The following is a 23,513-nucleotide window of genomic DNA, read 5'->3' on the forward strand; positions in this document are numbered from 1 at the left end:
GATGGCCGACACCGGGATGCCGCCGCTGATCCGGCTTGAAGACATCACCCGCATTTATGGCACCGGCGAAGCCGAGGTGCGGGCGCTGGACGGGGTGAGCTTTGACATCGCTGCCGGCGAGTTCCTGGCGATCATGGGGCCGTCGGGCAGCGGCAAGTCGACGGCGATGAACGTCGTGGGCTGTCTCGACCGCCCGACCAGCGGACACTATTTTTTCAACGGGGTCGACGTGGCCGGGCTGACCCGCGACCAACGGGCGCTGTTGCGGCGGCACTATCTAGGTTTCGTGTTCCAGGGGTTCAACCTGCTGCCGCGGACGACGGCGCTGGAAAACGTCGAACTGCCGCTGATCTACAAGGGGATGGACCGGACCGAGCGGCTGCATCGAGCCCGCGAGGCGCTGCGGCTCGTCGGGCTGGAGGGGCGTGAGCATCATGACCCAAGCGAATTGTCGGGCGGGCAGCAGCAGCGGGTGGCGATCGCGCGGGCGCTGTCGGGCGCGCCCGAGGTGGTGCTGGCTGATGAACCTACAGGCAACCTGGACACCAAGACATCGCTGGAGATCATGGCTCTTTTGGTCCGGCTGCGGCAGGAGCGGAACCTGACCATTGTGATGGTGACACATGAGGAGGACATGGCGCGCCATGCCGACCGGCTGATCTGGATGGTGGATGGCAAGGTGGCGCATGACGGGCCGATGCCGGACGGACCGCTGCACGGAGCCGCGATGGTTCCGGGGGTCACGTCGTGATCTGGGAGGCGCTGAAACTGGCCGTGAAGGCGATTTTCCGTAACACGTTGCGGTCGTTCCTGACGGTGCTGGGCATCGTCATCGGCGTGGCGGCCGTGATTGCCATGGTCACGGTGGGGCAGGGCAGTTCCGACCGGGTGACCGCGGATGTCGAGAGCCTGGGCACAAATGTTCTGATCGTGCAGCCGGGCAAGGACGCGATGGGGCCGCGGCGCGACGGCGGGCAGGCGCGGCCGTTCGGTCTGAAGGACGTGGAGACAATCCTCACCGAAATGCCGGAGGTCGAGACCGCCGCGCCGATCGGCAGTCGGACGCTGACCGCAGTTTTCGGGAACGAGAACCACGCCACCCAGGTCCTGGGCACCGATAACCGCTATTTACGGGCGACGGACTGGCCGGTGGTGATGGGACGCGGGTTCACCGAGAGCGAGGAGCGCAGCGGTAAAGCCGTTTGCATTCTGGGTGAAACGGTGCGGACCGAGTTGTTCGGATTTGCCGACCCGGTGGGCGAAACCATCCGGCTGGGCACGCTGAGCTGTGATGTGATCGGCGTCCTCGAGGCAAAAGGGGCGTCGAGTTTCGGCAGCGATCAGGACGAAATCGTGGTGATGCCGATTCGGGCCTTCCAGCGCCGGGTGGCCGGCAACACCAACGTCTCGATGATCTTCGTTGCGGTGCGCGACGGGTTTTCGACCGACGACGTCAAGCTGGAGATGGAATTCCTGCTGCGCGAGATGCGCCGGATCGGTCCCGAGGAGGAGGACGATTTCAGCGTCATGGACATGAAGCAGCTCGCCTCGATGCTGACCGGCATCAACAATGTGCTGACCGGGCTTCTGTCGGCGGTGGCGGCGGTCAGCCTGTTGGTTGGCGGCATCGGGATCATGAACATCATGCTGGTCAGCGTGACCGAACGCACCCGGGAGATCGGTATCCGGCTGGCCGTGGGGGCCCAGGGGGGGCAGGTGCTGATGCAGTTCCTGGTCGAGGCGGTCGTGCTGTCACTTCTGGGCGGGGTGCTGGGCAGCATCCTGGGACTGGCGCTGGCGGCGGTGGGGGCGCAGATGCTGTCGGTGCCGTTCACGCCCGACCCGCTGGTCGTGCTGATGGCCTTTGCCTTTTCGGCCCTGGTTGGAGTGGTGTTCGGGTTTTTCCCGGCCCGGCGGGCGGCGCGGCTTGACCCGATCGAGGCCCTGCGACACCAGTGATCAGCCTAGTTTGGCGAATTGCCGGAGCAGGCGGGCGTAGGTCTCGACCCCCTGCGCGCCGGTGACCAGGTGCTTGAGATCGAAGACCACCGACGGCACGCCGCGGATGCCCTTGTCGATCCAGAAGCGCTGCATGGTGCGCACCTCGGCGGCGAAGCGGCCGGTGCCGAGAGCCTGTTCAGCGTCCTCGGCATCGAGTCCCAGTTCGCCCGCGATAGCAGCCAATGTGGCGATGTCGGAGATGTCGCGGCCGTCGCTGAAATGCGCCTTGAGCAATGCGAGCTTCATGTCGGTCTGCCGGTCCCGGCCCTCGGCCCATTCGATGAGCTGGTGGGCGCGGAAGGTGTTCACCATCCGGCTGTCGTCGGAGAAGGCGAAGGTGAAGCCCAGCGTGGCGCCCAAATCGGTCAGCCGGGCGCGGGCCTGCTCGCTCTCTTCGCGCGTGGTGCCGTATTTCTCGGCCAGGTGCTCGCGGAGGTTCTGGCCTTCGGCCGGCATCTGCGGGTTCAGTTCGAACGGGTGCCAAAGGATCTCGACCGCCACACCGGTTTCAGCAATGGCGCGGGCCAGCTGGTGATAGCCGATTGCGCACCACGGACAGACAACATCCGAAACGATGTCGATGCGCAGGCGGGGATCGGAAGTGTCGGTCATCGGCAATCCTTTCGCGGGGTGATGGTGCAGGCTGCGGCACGGCAGGGCAAGGGCAGTTGTTTCAATCCTGCGTGTGCGGCGCTAGGTTGCGATGGCAGAGCGGGAGGACAGGCGATGGCACGACAGCAAGCAACGGCGACCCGGCTGGCCGAGGACACGCGTGTGCGGGTGACCCGGTTCGAGTTCCCGCCGGGAGCCGAGACCGGCTGGCATCGGCACGAGATGGACTATGTGATCGTGGCGGTGACCGCGTGCCGGATGCGGTTGGAAGAACCGGGCGGTGACGTGCGCGAGGTGACGGTGACCGCGGGCGAGTCCTACACGCGGCAGTCTGGTGTCGAACACAATGTGATCAACGCGTCTGACAGCGCCATGACCTTTGTCGAGGTGGAACTGAAATAGCCTGTTTGCGACACCGGGGCGCGGAGGAAGAAAGTGGCTGGCGCCCGGTGATTTTCTCTTCACATCACCGGAGGCCTTCGCTATATCGCCCTTCACCAAGCCAAGACAGTGCGGTCGTGGCGGAATTGGTAGACGCGCAGCGTTGAGGTCGCTGTGGGGTAACACCCGTGGAAGTTCGAGTCTTCTCGACCGCACCATATCTCTCTCGACAAAGCCAATAATGCTTGAGATATAAGGGCCTTATAGGTTTCCGGAGCTGGTTTGCAGCACACTTTGCAGCACACCGGAGGCACGCTGGACATGGCCATGACGATCAAGATCAAGCACGTTGACCAACTCAAGAATGGGGTCCTGCGATTCCGCAGGAAGTTCCCTAAGGATGTTGCCGAGGCGCTCGGAAAGCCCACCTTTCAAGTCCACATCAGGAATCGCGAGGGCCAAGCTTTTCAACGCGAATATGGCGCAATCCTTCGAAAGTTCGACGGTATCGTTGCGGATACTCGTGATCGTCTGGCTGGTATCGACACCCGCTCCCCCGTCACCCGCTGGCATGAAGCACTTCTGAACGCGGAAGGCCTTGTGGCCGAGGCTGTGGGATTGGAAGACGACGAGCAGTTCGCACGACACCTTCTGGTGAAAGGTTTAGCCCAACAGAAGGGCATCGACCCGCTGCTAATTCGTGCGCTCAAGAACCCTAAGGCGGCACCCCCAAGGGCAACCCTTTTGGACGCTCGTACGAGATATGAGAAGGACCGGGGCATAGTTGGTAACAAAGACGAAATGGTCCGCTCAGAAAGAACGTGGCGCAGGCTCACCGAGGCGTTAGGGCCGCTTGATCAGGTGTCACTTGTGGAACTTCGAAGGAACCACGGCACCGACTTCAAAGACCATCTTCTGGACTACAGAAAGAGCAATGGGGAGCCGATGGCGATTGGAAGCTGCAAGCGCGAAACCGACATTATTGCCGCCGCCATCAATCACGCCTTCGTAGAGTTCGACATCGAAGACAAGAGGAATCCCTTTGAGGGTCTGCCGTGGCCCAAGGAGGACACCCGAGCAGTCAACAAGAAGCTGCCCCTAAGCGACGACCTTATTGAGGTTGTTCAGGCCCGACTCGACAGGGGAAGGACCGAAGAACTTGGATCACTCTGGCGTCTCCTCAGAGCGACGGGGATGCGGTTGGGGGAGGCCGTGGGCCTTGTCGTAAAAGATTTCGAACTCGCCGGTGAGGTTCCCTGTGTCCATGTTAGACCCAACGTCATCAGGACGCTTAAGACCGCCGCGTCGGAACGAACCATTCCGCTTGTGGGAAGGGGGCTCAAGGTTGCGCAAGAATTGGTCAGCAGGGACCAGCCAGGAAATACCCCGGTGTTCCCTCGATATGCTCGCAAGAGAGGCGCGGACACAGCCTCGGCGGCGCTAATGAAGGCTGTGAGAGCAGAGACTAAGGACAAGAAGATGACGGTTCATGGTCTCCGGCATAGGGTTTCTGATGACCTCCGTGATGCTGGAGCTCCTGTCGAGGTGCGGCACGGGTTTCTCGGGCATGCATCTCAGGCTGTAGCAGAGACGACTTATGGCAGTCCGCTAGCTCGTCTGAAGGAGTTCGAGAGATGGGCCAGGAGGGCAGCCCTTTGATTGAGGCATACATTGGAAATTGCGGATAGTTCAGGGCGGGAAAGGCTACCTGCGATACTCTTGGCCAAAAGTGACAGGCCCAACCCGCCAACCAGCCTTGCTCGCAAGAACATCCGCCTTTGTCGTTTGTAGGCAACCCGGTCTGAATACATTTTCGCACGGCAGCACGCCGATGTTTATTGTCGTGCCGACGAACAAATTGAACATAAAGGCGCTTGAGAAGACAGCCCAGTGCGCTGTGGCGTCTGTGTCTAGCGCGCGCCCGCTGCTAAACTCAAAGGGATATGCTGACGCCTTCTTGCCTTGGCGCAAAGATTCCCGATTGGGAAGAAGCTTGAACAGCTGCTGCGGGACTTCTGCCTTAAGCGCAGCTTCGTTGCTTTGCCATATGACCCCCACGTGTCCATCGGGGCCTAGGATTTGACCACGCTCCTTCCAATGCAAAGCGAGAGCTAGCTTCGCTCCGTATAGAAGCATAGCCTGCGAGACCAGCGGACCCTTTAGGTTGAGTGCCCCGCATTCTTCACCGTTATGGTCGATTATTTTTCTAGCGTCTCGAATCTGCCGATGTGTGGGCTTTAGCTCTTCGGCGATGTCAGGATGCCGTGTGGCCAAGTGACTGAGCTTATTATCGAAATGAGAGATTGCATGTTCCTCGTGAGGCCCCCATTGAACACTGCCGACGAAGGAGGCGACGTCCTCAAACCACTTTGACCCTTGGTTGCAGGCTTGGCAGGAGGGGAACACCAGCCCCTCAACTCGGTCCTTCGGGAACATACCCTTGTTTGGCATGTGGTCCCACGTAGAACTCGGCTCAGAGCCACCACAATAGATGCAGAAAGGGTTGTCCTGCAGTAGCCTTTTCCTTTGCGCCCCACGTGCCACAATCAACCTCTCCTTGGCCATGAATGACCATATAGTAATTAGCGGGCGATCTGCATCTCTATTGGGAGACTTCTGATCTCATTTCACCACAAAAATTTGTCACACTGAAATAGATATAGCGGCCCCGCAATTTCCCCCCGTTGGGGTAGCGTCTTTGAGCGTGTATCTCCACCTGCGGGAAATCTCCATAAGTTAAGCAAAATCAGCTACGAGGCATGCTTCGTGTCGCGACCCATGCACGGGGAAAGTATGGCTCCATGCCGCCTTCAATCCAACGCAAGAAACACTTCAAGATCATCTTCGATATTTTCTTCGGTCGCTTCTCCGTCCTTGCCCAGCGCTAGACCATTCGAAGCCTCTTAAAGGTGACCCGCGATGGACCGGGTGAGGTCATCTTCGATCGGCCCTTCCTCAGCCTGACCTTCGCCAACCACCGACGGCTCGCGCGGTCGTAACGAAAGGGTACACTCTGACGTTACGCGACGAGGGGATTCAGAGGGCGTAACATTAGGGTTGACGGAGAAAATAAGTGACGGTAACAAAAATGAAGATACCCTAAAATTACAATCGGAGAACCCGCCATGGTTATCGCTACTGCTGACCCTGCTACCCTGAAGCAGACCGTTGAAGCCCGTGGAGGTGCCCTTTTGGGATACGCTAGGGTATCCTCAGAGGGTCAGTCGCTTGAGGTCCAGACCGCCGCCTTAGAAAAGGCCGGGGTGGCCAAGCGTCACCTCTATGCCGAGAAGGCCAGCGGCACGAAGCGAGAGGGGCGAGACCAGTTGGAGCACCTCCTGCGAAGCCTGCGCAAGGGAGACTGCGTGGTCATCACGCGTCTGGACCGGCTGGCCCGCTCGACGCAAGACCTACTGACCATTGCGGCTCAGATCGAGGAGGCAGGGGCCGACCTCACCGCGCTTGAGCAACCAATAAACACCGCATCTCCAGAGGGGCGACTCTTCTTCACGATGCTCTCAGCATTCGGGGAGTTCGAGACCGAGATTAGGAAGGAGCGCCAGCGGGAAGGCATCGCGGCGGCAAAGGCCAAGGGCGCTGACAGCCCCTACAAGGGGCGCCCTGCAAGTATCGACGCCGAGAAAGTCAGGCAGCTTCGTGAGGAAGGCGTCGGGCCTGCTGAGATAGCCAGGCGGCTGGGCATCAGCAGGCAGTCGGTCTATCGACTATCGAGACAGGTGAACCCTGCCTAAAATTGATTAACCCCCACTCTTGCCCCAATACGTCGCACCGCTTGGCGGCACCTCTTCAAGCCTGCTGCCTATTAACCGGCACTCTTGCCCCAAGAGAACCGGCCCTGCGCGGCCCATGGATTGCCGGGGCGCCGCACTCCTCAGCTGGCGATTTGGGCGTCGGTGCTCTGGACACAGGTTGATCTGGACTACGACCCGTTCCTTGATGAAGCGCCGCGGTGATCTCATGGCCGCCGGGGTTTTTTGCTTTTCGCGCATGCCTTTCAAGGGGTGGAGTCTGTCCATTTCACAGTTTGAACCCGATCTGGCGACCCCCAAGCGCCCTATAAGGAAACCTTCACATGACCCCGACAGATACCACGGCTGGTGCGCCCAGCGCAGCCCCGCACCTCCTCCTTGATCATCATGGATATCCTCTCTTCGGCGACGTCTTTCATCACCGCACAGAGACATTTGGAGGGGCGGCAATCGACATCATTGAAACCAATGGGAACATCTGGTTCAGCGGTTCCGATGCTCTCAACAGTATGGGGTTCGAGCCACACAGGAGCGGTGGACAAGGAAGGCGGCTAAAGCGTATTGAGCACCCCGACATCATCAAGATCGCCGACACCCCTTTCCGGTTCGCCGATGGACGCCGCAATCGCGGTAGCTTCATCAGTCCCCGGGCAATTCTCAAATTCGCCGATAGCAAGACGCAAGGCTTCAACCCCTTCAAGGCCCTGCCGTTCGCCGAGTGGATGAAGGACATCGCCATCTCCGGTGGGAAAGATGCGGAGGCCTGCTCCCCGGCCCGCCCACCGCCCACCACGCAAGCCCCTATATTCCATGCTATCGAAAAGGTCGCTGATAAGGACGAACATGGTCATGACCTCGACCAGCAACGCCCGGTCGGCATCTACCAACATGTCGCTGACAGCAGACCCATTTTGCATGATGAGATTGAGTTCTGCCTTTGCAGCGATGAGCGGGTTGGTCTCGGCAAATGCTGGTGCCGTGGAAAGGGCGGCATCCGCAGCTGCTTGCCACCTCTGCGCGTTGTCTATGAAGGCGATGACGTAATCGACGATGGGGACGATGGAACAGAATCCGGTTGGGTAGAGATACCCACCCGAAAATACCCACCGATGCCCTTAAGGTATTAATAGGAACCGCCACCTCGAACGGGGAAGACCCAATGCCGCTGATCGCTGCGAAGATCATGACTGAACGGGAACCCTCGGTTCTTCTTCATCGCGGCAGAGCCGCTCTGGGTCTACAATGGCGCAGCCCGCCACCTGAACGCTCATCCTGATACGATAACTGATTTCATCAGGACCACCATCAGGCTCCCTTCAAGGCCCACCTCTACTACCTCGCGACATTCGCGGACGAAGGTGGAGTTCTCCCCAATCAACAACCCTCACCAAGCCCTCACGGTCCTCCGTCGGGGACGCTTTCAGTTACATAAGAAGGGAACCCCCATGACTTCCACCAGTTACACTCGGCCTACCAAGACCCAGGCCACCGCAGTCGGCCAGAGCGGGCGCTCACGGTGGGCGCGAAAGCTCCGTAGGACGGTTTTCCGCCTCCTGCCGACCACAGACATCATGGCGGCAGAGGAGACCATCTCCAGCACCATTAGCAAGCGCAGGGGGCAAGATAAGGCTGCATGGACCAGCATTCGCGCCCGCTCCGTTCAAGTTGCGCTGCTGGACGTGCTCCGCAAGCGCCACCTAGAGAACACCGGCAAGGAAGTCTCAAGGGCCGAGGTTCTAGCGGCCCTCATGTCCGAGGGCCTCGAACGCCTCCTCGGGAACCAATCGTTCGGCGAATACCAGAAGTAACGCCGCCAGCTCAATCCAAACGCACAAGGACATCACCATGACGAATACCAAAATCACTATCCACACTGACGGCTCTTGCATCGGAAACCCGGGAAAGGGGGCTTGGGTGGCAGTCATCCGGCGATACCAAGACGGAGTCGAGGTCAAGAAGTCGACCGTTTCCGGCGGCGCACGGCAAACCACCAACAACCAGATGGAAATGCGAGCCGCGTTGGCAGGCCTCCAGAAGATCAAGCGGGATGAGCGCGCGACAATCCGGGTCTATTCGGACAGCCAATTACTCGTGAAGGGCATGAACGATTGGGTTCCAGGGTGGCAGCGCAAGAACTGGCGAAAGGCGGACGGAAGCTTGGTGAAGAACCGCGAACTCTGGGAAGCCCTTATAGCCGTTTGCGATGGCCTCAGCGTCCAGTGGGAATGGGTGCGGGGACATGACGGCGACCTTCGGAATGAGGAGGTCGATGGACTGGCTTTTGTGAAAGCAAGTCAGTTGTAGTTCTCGAAGCGTCGGAAGGTCTGAACTCGTTTTGGTCCCTCAGGTTGTTGCTTCATGAACAGCGGAAAGTGGCCCCTTCGCGGGCCCTTTCATGCTGAACCCAGCGATGTGTTCGACACGTGCGTCTCGACAGTGCCGACCGGTGTTGGCTCCAAAGGGCGGAAACCGGAAGTTCGCTGCGGGAGCAAGGCAAATGCTGGCAAACCCGAAAAGCGGTAATTGAACTGGAAAAATGGCGCCTAGTAAGCGAGCAAAGAAAGAGGCGCTGCAAACACAACGCCTCTCTGATGTTCCAGTATGCGCGTCAGACGAGCCTATTCGTCCGAACCAGGATGATAGATCATCTCAACACTCCAAAAAACGTGCTTTCGTTGTAACTGAAGGTAGTTACGATGTAGTAAATTGTCCAGAAGCAAAATTGCTACCCTATATTGTGGACGTTAGATGCAATCAATGCAGGTGTTTCGGCGCAGCTGTAAAGAACGGAGGAGTGATCACATCCCCTTCCTCTATCATTGAGCGCATTTCTTGCAGTTGTTCAGACATCTCTTCACTTGGCGTGTTTAGATATGTCCAGCAACTAAACGCTATCTCGCCAGGACTAAGCACTTCTTCCGCAAGTGCAATCTGTTCCAGAGCGGCCTCAGGGTTCCCCAACGCCATGTGAGCAAGTGCAAGGCACTGCCTAGCGTTCACGTTGGACTTAGATGATTGCATCTCACTATGCTCCACAAACATGGTGAGCATTTCAATGGGCGGCTCCAAATCCACCGCCCACTTAGCCATAGCGCGGTTGAACAGCTCGTCAACTTCGTTGCCCCCAGGATCACTTTGGATGGAGTTTTCGATAGCCTGTACTGCTTTGTGAAACTCGCCGGCGGCGATCAGACACAAGACAGCATGATTGAGAACTCGCCTTCTTTCATTGGCCGGCAACCCTTCGAATTCGGCTAGCCTCAACAACCGCTCGGCACACAGAGGAGTTGCTTCTCGCCATGACATCAAGTGCCAGACCAAAGAAAGCAATGTGTTGTACTGTTCGTTTGGTCGATCCAAGGCTGTTTTCACGTTCTCAAGCCATTCGCTCGAGAAGTCTTTTAGGACTTGTATCGCAGGGATGAGCTCGAAAGGTGTCGCCGTTTCTGACTTCAGTACTTCGCGCAAGTCCTCCAGTGAAGCTGTCTCATCTTCCGAAGAGGCAAGAGACTTGACGCCGCGAATTAAGCGGGCCCGGTCGGTATCGTAACCATGCTCAATCGCAATGCTCAGAGCTTCCAGCTCTTCAGCTTGATCGCCCAACGCCTCAAATGCTTGAGCCGCTAGAAAACCAATCTCACCATCATGGGAGTGAAGGAACAGAATATTCCGAGTTTGCTCATGCAGTCTTTCTCGTCTATCGGCATCCCTACGCTTACGGGCCCTATCAAGCTCCTCCGGTACCGCCCGGAGAGTGTAAACGGCTCCTTCCCGATCTGCAAAATTTTGCCCTATGATTTGCATGCGCAGCTCTTCCAACTCTCTAGACAGCTTCGAGTTTGGCCGAGTGATCGAGAATGTGTCCTTCGCAAGAACGTCCAGACTTTGATAGTGATGTATGGTCGTGGGGAAGCCACGGCCTCGTCTCAGTTTCCTTGAGGCGTCATCTAGCAGCTTTGCAAGAATACCCTTCTCGTCATCCAAGTCTGGGACATTGGATGGAGTGACGTGAAGATGGATCTGTTTGGACCTCATTGAGTTCTCAACGCGGATGTTTTCCACAATCGGAACCAGGCCAGTGATGTTTGAATCGTTGGGTAAGAACATGACGCTTACTGCATCTGGCAGATGTCGTGTGCAAATGCCGCCCACATCCGTATGCCCGGTTCTGCTGTCGATGAGGACGTAGTCGAACCCATGCCCGCCATACTCGGCCCACTGTTGTTTCATGTCTTCGAACAACAAATAGCCATCTTGCTTCTCGTAGAGCTCGTTCCAATCGATGTTATTAAGTGCTTCCGTATAGTCGCCGTCAGAGTGTCGCCCGGCGGGCATCACCCAAATTGGATTGCCTTCGACTTCACTCCGAACGATGAAATCTTCGCATCTCGGAGCAATCCCCGTTTCCCTATACGAAGTGACATAATCGACCAAACCGCTTGCGTTGTGGGCTCCTTGGAAGATCTCAAAGCTCGGCAAACTCGGAGCTTCGAGATCAAAGTCCACGGCGAGCACCTTCCGTCCGGACTTGGCAAGCATCGCGGCGATGTTGACCAATGCCAGAGTGCGACCGACACCCCCTTTGTAAGAAAAAAAAGTGACCACGTACATCATGCCGCCTCAAGCTGTCGGTTCGAGTTCGGTCTCAAGGAAAAGTTTCGGGCTCGTTCATGCGCAGAAGCAGAAATGGTCGTGCGAAAGGTGGGATTCCATACTCTCTGCGGATTGGCTTCGGTCCTTGGCTCCAACGCCCGAAGCTGCTTATCCAGAGCAGCGTTCTGGATTACCAAACCTGCTTCCCAGCGCTTGATTGAAGCAATCCCGATACCCGTGTGCTTGGCCAATTGAGCTTGTGACATATTCAGCTTTCCTCGAAGCTCGACAATGGCTCTCGGTGTCAACCTGCCGAGGAAATCACAGACCGCTTCATGTTTAATTTCTTCCGCCCCCTCGGCGAAGTAAGCCTCCTCACATTGATCGCATTCAACAACAGGAACACTAGCGGACAGGACATGCATCTTGTTGCCATTCTTGAAGTCGAACTCGTGGTCGACCATTGTGATTTTTGCACCTTCATGGCCGCATATCGCGCACGTACAAGTGGCGTTTGCCGCCCTCTCTTGTGACCTAGTCATGTCAGTTGCTCCTCTTGTCACTTACGTGAAAGCTGCGCCCGATTACCTTTTCGCCCACTATTTCTAATTTGATGTAGATTTCTTCGTTGTAGTTGCCTGGAATCAGCATGACATAGCCAGTTTTCCCAGGTGGTTTATCCAGAGTTATGACCTCAACATGAGCGCCACTCTCTAGGCGCGATGCCACGAATTCCCACGCACCAGCTTCAGTGAAGGGTTCAATTGACCCAGGAGGGCACAGGCTCGTTGGTGACCATTTGTTGGGGCGCCTCTTCGTGAATACGGATATCCTGGTGCGGGAAGACCTGCACAACATGGTCAGTTTCTTTCGTATCTCATCTGGGACCACCATTACCCATTGCTCACTCGCTGAGATGTTCGGTTGGCATCATATGATACCGTTTCCCGCGAATGTCAATGAGAATTCACGACTTTTCTGGTCAGGACCTGTTCCAGCCAGCAGGAGTGTTGCCCAATCTATCTGGGCATCGAGCAACCGCTTACTAGCGGTTTGTTTTCAGTGATTGGCGAGGTCGGCTCGTCATTGCCTTGAAGGAAATGCAACGCGACGAACGAACGGCAGGAATGCGAAAGCCGCACTGCGGCGATGGACGGTGGCACCAATGGCCGGTCTGGGCCGGACGTGCGAGTTGCTGTGACATTCGCGAAGGGCCGCTCGGTCCGCGTTGCGGTCGTTCGCCTTGGGTAAATGCTGCGTCGTCACGTGAACGTCCGGTTAGGGGAAGCTGCGCTGCAGCGACCGGGAAGGCCGTGAACGGCAGCTTTGGGCCGAGCGCAGCCCGAGGTACCGACCTACAGCTACGGTGGAATGGACCTGAGGGTGGTCCAGATCGACGACGAGCCGTGCCAGAGATTCCTACAACGGTCTCGGCCTGCGGCAGAGCGGGAGAGACCTCGGTCCCCGTCAATGACGACGAAAAGATGAAGAGAGGTCGCGCCTCTGTTTGTCTCGCCGGTGCTGGCAGGGCCGTCTGGGTCATCTCCGAAAGCGGCCTGAACAAGCTCATCATGCGGAGCGAAAGGGCCAAGGCTAAGCCGTTCCAATAGTGGGTCTCCCGCGACGTGCTGCCCTTGACGACCAATTGAAGCACACCGTAGAAGAACCCACAGCACACCCGCTCAGGAATGCCTCTCTTCGGTATCTTGGCAAGTGGTTGGTTTTACGTAGTGTTTCTCTGGCGTCGTGCAAGTTCGAGTCTTCTCGACCGCACCATTTACCGAGATTTAGATGAATTTTGCGCGTGTCCGACCTGTTGTGGGCGGCGCCTGTCTATGGCCTTGGAGCCGGCGTTTGCCTGACTGACGCTCAGAAGCGTAGGGTTTCGCCGTCGTTCGGTACATGTACGCGGGACTCGATTCCGCTGGTGGCCGCGAAAGTCTTAAGTTCCTGCCGTGTCAGCACGGCATGATTGACCGCCTCCATGTGCGTCGCCACGATGTTTGCCCGTGGCGCCGCATTTGAAACCTCGAGCAGGTCCGCACGACCCATGATGATCGAGCCAATCCCGTTGATCTGCGCGTCGCCGCAATTTAGGATGACCACGCCCGGCGCATGGCGGCTCAGGTTGTCCGCAACATCATCGTTCCAGACTGTATCGCCTGCAAGGTAGAGCGTTTCTTCGGCAGGGTGGCGGAACACCACGCCGCAGACTTCTCCCAGCCGGTCGCCAAGGCGCCGCATGGCCTCGTCGCTGCCATGCTGGCCCGGCGTCTTGATGAGGGCGATATCATCGAAGCTGCTGTTTTCAGACAGAAGCCGGATGTCGGTGAAGCCAGCTTCCCGGATTTTGCCGGCGTCGGCTTCGTGCTGCACGAAAAGCGGGAGGGTCTTCGGCAGGGTGTCGGCAGCGGCGCCGTCCCAGTGATCGAGGTGGGTGTGCGTCACGATGACGGCATCGACATTCGTGATGTCGTCCAAACCGATCGGCAGTTCAACCAGAGGATTGCGTTTGTGGTCGTTCGGCGTACCGGCAAAGGGTGGCAAGGAGTCCTTGGCGGACAGCATCGGATCGACAAGGAAACGTTTCCCCGCAAACTCGATGATCAGCGTGGCATTTCTGATTTGCTGGATTTCCATGGTCTCTGTCTTGGTTGATTGGGTTTGTGGCGGGTATCACGCTTTGTCTAACAAAAATCAACTCAACGCGGACCCCTTCCGTAAATCGCCGGGGTTGTGCTGCGTGTGCAGGCGCATAGAAACCGGGCGGCGACCGGCTCAGGGAGATGGCAGACGAAATTCGGCGGCCCGGGGATGAGGCCGCCGCCGACTGTACTGAACAGGGATTCGGGAATGGCCTGCAGCCTGCCCGGATCATGTGACATTGTGATGACGGGCCTGGCCGACGGCACGACGCAACGGCATTTGCGTTCCGGGGTTTACTCCGGGTCAGGCGCGGCCTCTACTCGGCCCGAGAAACGCGGAGAGAGGAAAGGACCAGAGACATGGACATGAACCTGGGCATTCGCGCGGAGCACGAACCGTTGCTGGAGCAGGTGCGCGACATGATCCGCAACGAGGTGATGCCGCTGGAAGACGAATACCATGCCGAGATCAGCAAGGGCGACCGCTGGCAATACACCGATCGCCAGCGTGAAATTCTGGAAAGCCTCAAGGCGAAGGCCAAGGAACGGGGCCTGTGGAATTTCTGGCTGACCGACAGCGATCGCGGTTTCGGCCTAACCACGGTGGAATATGCCTATTTCGCCGAGGAGATGGGCAAGACGCCGCTGGGCGCGGAGGTGTTCAACTGTTCGGCGCCCGATACCGGCAACATGGAAGTGCTGGAGCGCTATGGCGCGGACTGGATGAAGGAGAAATGGCTGAAGCCGTTGCTCGATGGCGAGATTCGCTCGGCTTACCTCATGACCGAGCCGGACGTGGCGAGCTCGGATGCGACCAATATCTCGATGTCCTGCGTGCGCGATGGCGACGATTACGTGCTCAATGGAGAAAAGTGGTGGTCGTCAGGCGCGGGCGATCCGCGTTGCAAGGTCTATATCACCATGGTGAAGACCGGCAGCGACGCGGACCCCAAGCACCAGCGGCATTCGATGCTGGTGGTGCCGGCCGACACGCCCGGGATCGAGGTGCTGCGGGCGATGGAGGTTTACGGCCACGACGACGCGCCGCACGGCCACATGCATATCCGTTTTACCGATGTGCGGGTGCCGGTGGATCACATGATTCTGGGCGAGGGCCGGGGCTTCGAGATCGCCCAGGGGCGGCTTGGGCCGGGCCGGATTCACCACTGCATGCGCGCCGTCGGCCAGGCCGAGGCGGCGCTGGAGCGGATGTGCAAACGCTCGCTGGAACGCGAGGCCTTCGGCAAGCCGATCGCACTTCTGGGGGCGAATTTCGACATAATCGCCAATGCCCGGATGGAGATCGAACAGGCCCGGCTGCTGTGCCTCAAGGCAGCGTGGATGATGGACAAGGGCGATCCGCGTGAAGCTTACCCGTGGATTTCGATGATCAAGGTGGTGGCGCCGCTGACGTCGCTGCAGGTGATCGATGATTCGATCCAGATGCATGGCGGGGCGGGGATCAGCCAGGAAACCCCGATGGGGATCGCCTGGACGCAGGTGCGCACGCTGCGCTTTGCCGACGGGCCCGACGCGGTGCACCGTCGCCAGATCGCGCGTAAGGAGTTGCGGAAGTATACTCAGCAGAAGATCTGACGACTCGGCGGAGCGGGGGAGGTCCCACCTGAGACCGGAAGCACGGGTTGGGCACGTTTGCCGAAACATGCTTTGCAGCTAAACGAAAAGAAACGGCGCCCCGATAGGGCGCCGTTTTTCGTTGGTAGGGTGGCAGGTTACTCGCCCGCGTAGCGTTTGCCAGGGCGGTAGGAGATGCTCTCGGAGGCCTTGAAACGGCCGCCTTCGAGTTTTTCGATTTTGCCTTCGCGCAGCAACTGGCCGAACGAGCGCAGCCCGTCTTCGCGCGAAAAGTCCTCCTGCTCGACCTGGCGCACCTGGGTCATCAGCTGCGGGCGCGAGAACTGTTTGCGGCCTTCGACGAAAGACAGGTAGGCGGCGGCCGCCTCGAGCAATTCGGGGAGGGAATTGGCGCCGACGTTTTCGGCGTATTCCGCGAAATCGCTGTCCGAAGTGATATCATCGACCAGCTCGGCTGCCGGGGCACTGACGCGGCGCGGCCGGATCGGCATCCGTTCTTCCGTCTTTTCGAGATCGACACGTTGTTCCGCCACCAGCTTGAGCGGTGCCGGGCGCGTCGGGTTGGGACGGCGGGTGTGGGTCTTGCCGGCCTCGGGACGGCGGGGCCGCACCACGCTGTCGAGATCGTCGCGATAAGCCTCGGTGTCGGGGCCGTGGGTGCGGATCTTGCCACCCTCGGCCTTGGCGGCAGCCACTGCGGCGCGCAGGTGCGCGATGGCATTGCGGCGGCCCTTGCCGGCCTCTTCGTCCATCTGGCTGTCGGCCATGTCGAACATGCGTTCCATGTCGGTTTCGGTGTCGTCGGTGAAGCGCGTCGTCGGCCGCGGCTGTTCCTCTTCGTCTTCCGCGTCGTCCAGGGCAACGGGTTCGTCCTCGGCCTCGCTTTCGTCGCTGTCTCCGAAGATCTCGGCATAGTCGGGGCCGGCTATGCCCTGGTCGTCGTCGTCTTCGTCGGAGTCGGCGCCGGCGAAGGCGGAGAGGTCGATGGGCGTTTCGTCTTCGTCTTCCTCTTCGAATTCGACGACCGCGAACTCGTCTTCGTCACCGGAGTCTTCGGGCGGGGCCAGTTCAGCCTCGACGGCGGCCAGTTCGCGCAGGAGATCGGCCTCATCTTCGGCGGACAGGCTCGAATCTTCGTCCCGGTCTTCGAGCTCATCGGTGGCAGCGTCGAGATCCTCTTCGAGATCGCCGGATGTAACCACCGCCTCGAAATCGGCGCGTTTCATTTTGATCACGCGGGCGCGGATCTGGGTTTCGGACACCTCGTCCTCAGCCGCGCCGCCGAGGGCATCTGCCGCGTCTTCGGGCGAACCGAAGAGTGAATCCTCGGCGTCCGACGAGAACAGCGCGTCATCCTCGTCGATTTCCGCGACATCGGTTTCGTCGGCGATGTCTTCCATTTCCTCCAAGGTTTCGTCGGCGTCGGCCTTCTGATCTTCGTCAGGCTCCAGTCCCACCGGTTCCTCACCCGCCTGGGGCTCGTCTGCCAGTTCTTCGTCTGTCAGCACCTCTTGGAGCAGGTCCGCTGCGACAAACGTTTCCTCGGCCAGTTCCTCCTCGGCCGACTCCTCCTCGGCCAGTTCGACCTCGGCCAGTTCGACCTCGGCCTGAGCGGCTTCGGCTTGTTCTTCACTGTCAAAGCGGTCGAGGAGTGCGGTCACCGCCGCGCTATCGTCGGTATCTTCCTCAACTTGCCAGGCGTCGCGCGCCTTTTCGGCCTGATCGTCGATGGCGAGGGCGGCTTCGATGTCTTCGTGCGCGTCCGCGAGGAATTCGTCGGCATGTTCGTCTTCGGAGAAATCGGTCCCGACAGCTGCCGCATTATCCTGCGAGACGACGGCGCGAATGCGCGACAGCTTTGCGGCGACGCTGTCGGTGTCGTCGCTCTGAACCTCCGGGGCCGGCTGGGTGGTTTCGGCGGTTTCGAAGAACGACGCGGCGTCGTCTTCGGGCCAGGCGATTTCGTCTTCCTCTGCTTCGTCGGCGGCGATGGTCGGTGCCTCCGTCGCCTCGGCCTCGCCGGCCACGAGGTCTTCGGCAAGCTCTTCGGTGTCGTCAACTGAGGTTTTGGCGCGACCTGTGAGCAGTTGCGTCAGCCCGGAAAAGCCGGTGGCGGCGTCGCCGGCCCGGGCTTCGGCGGCTTCGGCCGGGCCAGCGGTGTCTTCTGTGTCTGCGGGTTGCGGCCGGGCGACGGCGGCCTCGGCATGGACTTCCGGTTTTTCGGGGGCGGCTTCTGCGGCACGGGTCGCCACGGGCAGAACCGAACCCGGATCGGCGCGCAGGCGGATATTTTGATTTTCAATCTGGGCCTCGACCCGGCGCGCGATTTCGCGTTCGGCGATGCGGGCAAGCATCTCGGCATCCGGCGTCGGCGGTTCGGCGCCGAAATAGCGGTCATCTGCGGCAAGATCCCGGAAATATTCGGCAATGGCCTTCATGGTGCCGAAGGCATCCTCGAATCCTTCGAGGGTGCACGAAAACGTGCCGTAGGAGACTGTCAGGATTTTGTTGGAATTGACCATGTGATTGCTCGCCAAACGGTTATTGCTTTGTTTAAACTTGAAACATCTTTACCTCGTCCAAACCGGCCCGAATCTGCGATGTTTACCGTATCATTTCGTGACATAAATGTGATCCGTTTCCCGAACGGGCACAAATAACAGATGGGCGAGGAGATTGTTCACGATTCGCTACCCATTGTTCTAGTTGGTGGTGGAAAGGTGAAAAAAGCGCTGCTGAAGGCGGCGATTGTTCACGGGTCCAAGATTGTGGCGGCCGACGGCGCGGCGCGCGTCGTGCTCGAAAATGGGTTTGTGCCGGAGGCGGTGATCGGGGATTTCGACTCGATTTCCGAGGCGACGCGGGCGGTGGTACCGGAGGAACGCTGCCACGTCTTCGACGATCAGGATACCACGGATTTCGAGAAGTGCCTGAGCCTGATCGAGGCCCCGCTGATCATCGGAGTGGGCTTTCTCGGCGGCCGGGTCGATCATCAACTGGCGGTGCTGCACGGGCTGATACGCTTTGCCGCGCGGCCCTGCCTGTTGCTGGGCAAGCGCGATTTGGTTTTTCTCTGCCCACCCGATCTGCGGCTCGACCTGCCTGTCGGCAGCCGGTTTTCACTGTTTCCGATGACGGATATCAGGGCGCGGTCGGACGGCCTGCGCTGGGCGTTGGATGGTATCAGCTTCGCCCCGGGCGAACGGATTGGAACGTCGAACGAGGTATGCGGTCCGGTCCGGGTCGAGGTTGACCGCCCGGGGATGATCGTCATTCTGCCGGCTGGGCGGTTTGCGACGGTGGTGCGGGCGCTCGCCGACCCGCAGGCGCCGCGGTGGACTTTTCAGTGATCGCCACATAGAGCCCGGCGGCGACGGTGACGAGAATGCCCATCAGTGCGAGGGCATCGGGCCAGTCGCCGAACACGGCCAGTCCGATCATGGCGGCAACCGGGATTTCGAGATATTGCAGCGGCGCCAGCGTGGCGGCGGGGGCAAAGCGCAGCGACCAGGTCATCAGCAGATGCGCCAGCGTACCGAGCAGGCCGATGCCTAACAGCAACATCCATTCGGTGCCGTTCGGTGAGATCAGCGCCAGCGACTCCAACGGCAAGACAGGGCCCAGCAGCAGTGCCGGCCCGATCAACCCGACGGCAAACACGCCGGAGACCGCCTGAAGGCCGACGGGGTCGGTCTCCTTTGCGATCTGGCGGGTGACCAGGATGAAAAAGGCGAAGTTGAGCGCCACGCCCAACGGCAGCAGGGCGGCCCAGCCGACCTCGGTGAAGCTGGGCTGGATCACCAGCAGCGTTCCGGAGAACCCGGCGAGCGCGGCGAGGATGCGGCGGCGACCAACCTCTTCCTTGAGAAGCAGCCTTCCGAGGACCAGCAAAAGAAAGGGCATAACGAAACAGATCGCGATGGCGTCGGCCAGTGGCAGGTATTGCAGGGCAGCGACCATCAGGCCGATGCCGAAGACATGCATCACGGTGCGCAGCAGTGTCAGCCGCAGGACGCGTCCGCGCATACGCCAGGGCCGCGCGGTGACCCAGACCAGCGGGATCAGCAAGACTGCTTGTATGGCAAAACGGAAAAAGACCAACTGACCGATTGGCATGGTCTGTCCGAGCAGCTTGGCGACAGCATCGGCCGCGGGGGCAACAATGCAAAAACCGAGCATCAGCAGCAGACCATAAAGAGGGCGATCGGAAACCATGGAGCGACGCTAGGAGGGTTCCGGCACCTTTGCAACTTTATGTTTTAGAAAGTAAGTGGATTTCAATTTATGAGGTTGTTGGCATCGAGTGCCTTGCCACGTGCACGGGATGTGCCGCGACCCTGCGCCGATCAGCAGTTCGGCACGTTGACAGCAAGACCGCCGAGCGAGGTTTCCTTGTATTTCTCGCCCATGTCGAGACCAGTCTGGCGCATGGTCTCGATACAGGCATCGAGCGGCACCAGATGGGTTCCGTCACCGCGCAGCGCGAGACTCGCGGCCGAGACCGCCTTGATCGCGCCCAGCCCGTTGCGTTCGATGCAGGGCACCTGAACCAGGCCCTTCACGGGGTCGCAGGTCATGCCAAGATGGTGCTCCAGTGCGATCTCGGCGGCGTTTTCCACTTGCGCGGGCGTGCCGCCCATCACCGCACAGAGGCCAGCCGCAGCCATGGCCGACGCGCTGCCGACCTCGGCCTGGCACCCTGCCTCGGCGCCCGAGATCGAGGCGTTGAACTTCACCAGCCCACCGATGGCGGCGGCAGTGAGCAGGAAATCCTCGATTTTCGAGGGCACCGCGCCGGGGATATGGTCGAGCCAGTAGCGGATCACCGCCGGCATCACCCCGGCGGCGCCGTTGGTGGGGGCGGTCACGACCTGGCCGCCGGCGGCGTTTTCTTCATTTACCGCCATGGCGTAGGCGGAAATCCAGTCGTTGATCGTGTGCGGTGCGTTGAGGTTCATCCCGCGCTCGGCTTCGAGCTGCTCGCGGATCGACCTGGCGCGGCGCTTGACCCGCAGGCCCCCGGGAAGCTCTCCCGACGTGGTCAGACCGCGTTCGATGCAGTTGTTCATCACCTGCCAGATCCGCGCGGTGCCGGTGGCGAGCGACTGGGCGCAACCGCGGGCGATTTCGTTGGCGCGCTTCATCTCGGCGATCGACTTGCCGGAATGCAGCGCCATGTCGAGCATCTCCGCTGCGGTCTTGAACGGGTAGGGGACGGGAGCGCCTTCGTCGGTGGCTTTGCCCTGAGCCAGCTCTGTCTCGGTCAACACGAAACCGCCGCCGATGGAATAGTAGGTCTCCTGCAGGATCACGTCGCCCTGGGCGTCCGTGGCCATCAGGATCATGCCATTGGCATGGCCCGGCAGCGCGGGGCCATAGTCGAAGACGAGGTCTTCCCTTGGCAGAAAATTCAGCGTCGGCAGGCCGGGTGGCATGATGCGGCCGGTTTCGCGGATGGACACGAGTGTTTCCTCGGCCTTGTCGTGCTCGTAGGTTTCCGGCTGGAACCCGGCGAGGCCGAGAATGGTGGCGCGGTCGGTGGCATGGCCGATTCCGGTGAAGGCCAAGCTGCCATGCAGCGAGCCGCGCAGCCCGGAAAATTCGAAAGGCGAGGCGCGCATGAGATCGAGAAACCGCCCGGCGGCCGACATCGGGCCCATCGTGTGCGAGGAGGATGGGCCGACGCCGATTTTGAACATGTCGAAGACGGAGAGAAACATCTAGCGCGCGCTTCCTTCGGGCGGGGTGGCATGGCGGGGTCGGGAGAACGGGGTTTCGCCCAACCCTTCGGCAGCTTTGGCGCGGGTGACGCTGTCGCGCTGTTCGATCCGCGCCGCAAGAGCGTGCAAATGCGGCGTGTCGGCGAGACGGAACCAGCCGGTTACACCTGCGGGATAGAGGGCCATCCAGCGCAGAAGGGCCGGGAGGTAGAGATCGAGCGCGGTAAGCGGGATGCCGTTCAGAACCGGCGTCTGGGCGGCGGCGAGGGTATCGAGCTTGGTCAGGTGGGTCTTGAGGCTGGTTTGCATCCGGGTGCGCAGGGCGTTTCCTGCGCCCGGATCGGCGCCAACGTATTTCTCGGGGTAGAACAGCATCCTGAGCCCGGCATGGACCGTGTTCGAGGTGAAAAATAGCCATTTGAGAAAAGCGCCGCGCTCGCGGTCGTCTGGCGCAGGAGCCAGTGCCCCGTGGGTGTCGGCAAGCCAGAGAAGGATCGCGGCGGTTTCGAAGATCGGGCCGCGGGGCGTCTCCAGCGTCGGGATGAGGCCGTGGGGATTGAGCGCCAGATAGGCCGGGCTGTGCTGGCCCCCGGCGGCGCGGTCGACCAGGGCCGTTTCGTATGGCTCGCCGAGTTCCTCCAGCGCCAGCCGCACGATCAGCGAGGCGTTGTCGGGGGCATAGTGCAGGCGGTAGGGCGGTGACATGCAACTCGACCACGCTGTTTCGGGCGGTTCCTCGCTTGGTTCAGATTGTACCAGTCGGTGCTGTGAGCGAAACGGTATTTTTCCGCGGATGTGCTGGAAAAACGTGTCTCTCGGCTTTATCGATCAATTTTTGATTGATTGGCGGACAGCATGGCCTGCCTTTGTCGGAAAGTGCGGTGCTGGAACATACTCAGTGATGGATAAGTGAAAGAGGACAGGCAATGCGAAGAATTCTGACGGCAACGGTGGCGGTATTGCTGGCTCTGTCGGGGACCGCGATGGCGCAGGACACGAAGGCTGCTGCGCCAGCCGCAGAGAAGACGCTGGCCCTGAAAGACCTGCCGCAATCGCTGAGCTATGTCGAGCGCGGTCCAGCGTCAAATGCGATTCAATGGCTGGCGACGATTATGCTTCAGGTCGATCCGAGAGGTGACATCACCGGTGAGACACTGGCGGTCTATGAGAACATTCTGGTGGCCGAGATGCGGGCCAAGGCGATGCAGCAGTTGATCGCGATGGACCTGGATTTCGATGGTCTCCTGCTGCCCGAGGAGCGCGACGCGGTACTGAGCCGGATGGACAGTCGCCGCAAGGTCGACGCCGCGCTGATCCTGTCGGCTGCGGATGCCAACGGCGACGGCGCGATTTCGACCGACGAGATGCGCGAGGCTGCTAGAGCCCCCGGCGCACTGGACCGGCGATCCGAGAACGCATTGGCCCAGGCACGGGATCTGATGTTCTTCGATCTCGATGACGACGGGGCGGTGAACCTCCAGGAAATGGCGCGCGGCGTGCGTGGCATGATGGTGGAATGACGCCGGTTCTTCGTTGCCTTGCGCTTGCGCTGGCCGTTCTGGTGCCGGGGCTGGGCCGGGCTGACACGGGCATCGAGATATTCAACCGCATCACCAAGCAAAAGTTCTTTCAGAACGAGTTGCAGAGAATCTTGTCGGACCCGGAGGCGGCCAAGCGCCGCTATCTCGGGGTCGCGTTTCGTGTCGAACACGACGGCCATGTCAGTCGCATCGCCGTCGAGCGGCGGTTTCGTTTCGAAGACGCGCAGTGGCGGGCGCGGGAAGTTTCGAAGATGCTGAACTACGACCTTGACGGTGACGGCGCGGTGTCGGTCGAAGACATGAAGGAGATGGAGCAAATCCTGCCGTCGAACAATGCCGCACGAATTAGGGCGCGGCACTTTGCGGCCGACCGGGACGGGAACGGAACCGTGACGGTTCCGGAGATCCTTTCCGGGCTGGGCGAGAAGCCCGCTGAAGTGGGAGGGTTGAGAAACAGCAACGAAATCACCGTGATCCTTGGCATGGATCTGGACGGCGATGGCGTGACCACGCCCGACGAAATCATCGCCGCGATCGACCTGTTGCGCGATGCCGCAAAGCGCTGAGCGGACGAAAAACCGCAGCCCCGCCTGACAATCGCGTCTCGCTTCGGGTCCGGAATGTTCCTATAAGGCCGATGGGGACAAAGACGGA

Annotated in this window: 19 protein-coding genes and 1 tRNA gene; 12 read left to right on the forward strand and 8 right to left on the reverse strand. The window is 60.1% G+C overall.

Features of this window, described 5'->3' with window-relative positions:
- The first annotated feature begins 1 nt into the window (after window position 1).
- Window positions 2-751 (forward strand): ABC transporter ATP-binding protein, encoded by a 750-nt coding sequence (locus NO357_RS14130; RefSeq protein WP_306736342.1) that lies wholly within the window; start codon window positions 2-4, stop codon window positions 749-751.
- A complete protein-coding gene (locus NO357_RS14135; RefSeq protein ID WP_306736343.1) occupies window positions 748-1,959 on the forward strand; it encodes an ABC transporter permease in 1,212 nt (403 codons plus the stop codon). The genes NO357_RS14130 and NO357_RS14135 overlap by 4 nt, the downstream gene beginning before the upstream one ends.
- On the opposite strand, the gene NO357_RS14140 is transcribed toward NO357_RS14135, so the two are convergent.
- Window positions 1,960-2,613 (reverse strand): DsbA family oxidoreductase, encoded by a 654-nt coding sequence (locus NO357_RS14140; RefSeq protein WP_306736344.1) that lies wholly within the window; start codon window positions 2,611-2,613, stop codon window positions 1,960-1,962.
- 114 nt (window positions 2,614-2,727) lie between these two features.
- Between NO357_RS14140 and NO357_RS14145 the strand changes: the two genes are divergently transcribed.
- From NO357_RS14145 to NO357_RS14170, 6 genes are all read left to right on the forward strand, one after another.
- Window positions 2,728-3,015, forward strand: a complete 288-nt coding sequence (locus tag NO357_RS14145) for a cupin domain-containing protein (protein WP_306736345.1) — start codon at window positions 2,728-2,730, stop codon at window positions 3,013-3,015.
- 110 nt (window positions 3,016-3,125) lie between these two features.
- Window positions 3,126-3,212, forward strand: a tRNA-Leu gene (locus tag NO357_RS14150).
- A 109-nt stretch (window positions 3,213-3,321) separates the two neighbouring features.
- Window positions 3,322-4,653 (forward strand): tyrosine-type recombinase/integrase, encoded by a 1,332-nt coding sequence (locus NO357_RS14155; RefSeq protein ID WP_306736346.1) that lies wholly within the window; start codon window positions 3,322-3,324, stop codon window positions 4,651-4,653.
- A 1,466-nt stretch (window positions 4,654-6,119) separates the two neighbouring features.
- Entirely contained in the window at window positions 6,120-6,746 is a 627-nt protein-coding gene (locus NO357_RS14160) for a recombinase family protein (RefSeq protein WP_306736347.1), read from the forward strand.
- A gap of 341 nt (window positions 6,747-7,087) precedes the next feature.
- A complete protein-coding gene (locus tag NO357_RS14165) occupies window positions 7,088-7,891 on the forward strand; it encodes a hypothetical protein (protein ID WP_306736348.1) in 804 nt (267 codons plus the stop codon).
- 718 nt (window positions 7,892-8,609) lie between these two features.
- The gene (locus NO357_RS14170) at window positions 8,610-9,068 is read left to right on the forward strand and encodes a ribonuclease H family protein (protein WP_306736349.1); all 459 of its coding nucleotides are present in this window, start codon (window positions 8,610-8,612) and stop codon (window positions 9,066-9,068) included.
- A gap of 450 nt (window positions 9,069-9,518) precedes the next feature.
- Here NO357_RS14170 and NO357_RS14175 read toward each other — a convergent pair whose 3' ends face one another.
- From NO357_RS14175 to NO357_RS14185, 3 genes are all read right to left on the reverse strand, one after another.
- On the reverse strand, window positions 9,519-11,378 hold the full coding sequence (locus NO357_RS14175; protein ID WP_306736350.1) for a tyrosine-protein kinase family protein: 1,860 nt from the start codon (window positions 11,376-11,378) through the stop codon (window positions 9,519-9,521).
- Window positions 11,375-11,899, reverse strand: coding sequence for a type II TA system antitoxin MqsA family protein (locus NO357_RS14180; RefSeq protein WP_306736351.1), 525 nt, complete (start codon window positions 11,897-11,899; stop codon window positions 11,375-11,377). The genes NO357_RS14175 and NO357_RS14180 overlap by 4 nt, the downstream gene beginning before the upstream one ends.
- A gap of 1,327 nt (window positions 11,900-13,226) precedes the next feature.
- A complete protein-coding gene (locus tag NO357_RS14185) occupies window positions 13,227-13,997 on the reverse strand; it encodes an MBL fold metallo-hydrolase (RefSeq protein ID WP_306736352.1) in 771 nt (256 codons plus the stop codon).
- A gap of 365 nt (window positions 13,998-14,362) precedes the next feature.
- On the opposite strand from NO357_RS14185, the gene NO357_RS14190 reads away from it, so the two are divergent.
- Window positions 14,363-15,598, forward strand: a complete 1,236-nt coding sequence (locus NO357_RS14190) for an acyl-CoA dehydrogenase family protein (RefSeq protein ID WP_306736353.1) — start codon at window positions 14,363-14,365, stop codon at window positions 15,596-15,598.
- Between the two features lie 137 nt (window positions 15,599-15,735).
- Here NO357_RS14190 and NO357_RS14195 read toward each other — a convergent pair whose 3' ends face one another.
- Window positions 15,736-18,120 (reverse strand): chemotaxis protein CheA, encoded by a 2,385-nt coding sequence (locus NO357_RS14195; protein ID WP_306736354.1) that lies wholly within the window; start codon window positions 18,118-18,120, stop codon window positions 15,736-15,738.
- 198 nt (window positions 18,121-18,318) lie between these two features.
- Between NO357_RS14195 and NO357_RS14200 the strand changes: the two genes are divergently transcribed.
- Window positions 18,319-18,948: a thiamine diphosphokinase gene (locus NO357_RS14200; RefSeq protein ID WP_376744388.1), complete on the forward strand. Its 630-nt coding sequence runs from the start codon at window positions 18,319-18,321 to the stop codon at window positions 18,946-18,948.
- Here the strand turns inward: NO357_RS14200 and NO357_RS14205 are convergent.
- The 3 genes from NO357_RS14205 to NO357_RS14215 all read right to left on the reverse strand — a co-directional run bounded on the left by NO357_RS14205 (window position 18,869) and on the right by NO357_RS14215 (window position 22,023).
- Window positions 18,869-19,813 (reverse strand): DMT family transporter, encoded by a 945-nt coding sequence (locus NO357_RS14205; RefSeq protein WP_306736356.1) that lies wholly within the window; start codon window positions 19,811-19,813, stop codon window positions 18,869-18,871. The genes NO357_RS14200 and NO357_RS14205 overlap by 80 nt on opposite strands.
- Before the next feature lie 131 nt (window positions 19,814-19,944).
- The gene (locus tag NO357_RS14210; RefSeq protein ID WP_306736357.1) at window positions 19,945-21,318 is read right to left on the reverse strand and encodes an L-serine ammonia-lyase; all 1,374 of its coding nucleotides are present in this window, start codon (window positions 21,316-21,318) and stop codon (window positions 19,945-19,947) included.
- Window positions 21,319-22,023, reverse strand: coding sequence for a glutathione S-transferase family protein (locus NO357_RS14215; protein WP_306736358.1), 705 nt, complete (start codon window positions 22,021-22,023; stop codon window positions 21,319-21,321). It lies immediately after the preceding gene.
- Between the two features lie 221 nt (window positions 22,024-22,244).
- Between NO357_RS14215 and NO357_RS14220 the strand changes: the two genes are divergently transcribed.
- Together NO357_RS14220 and NO357_RS14225 are read left to right on the forward strand one after the other, a co-directional pair.
- On the forward strand, window positions 22,245-22,838 hold the full coding sequence (locus NO357_RS14220) for an EF-hand domain-containing protein (RefSeq protein ID WP_306736359.1): 594 nt from the start codon (window positions 22,245-22,247) through the stop codon (window positions 22,836-22,838).
- Complete coding sequence (locus tag NO357_RS14225; RefSeq protein ID WP_306736360.1) at window positions 22,835-23,425, forward strand: EF-hand domain-containing protein; 591 nt, start codon at window positions 22,835-22,837, stop codon at window positions 23,423-23,425. The genes NO357_RS14220 and NO357_RS14225 overlap by 4 nt, the downstream gene beginning before the upstream one ends.
- The last annotated feature ends 88 nt before the right edge of the window (window positions 23,426-23,513 follow it).

The sequence above is a fragment of the Marimonas arenosa genome (assembly GCF_030848945.1).
GTDB lineage: Bacteria > Pseudomonadota > Alphaproteobacteria > Rhodobacterales > Rhodobacteraceae > Marimonas > Marimonas arenosa.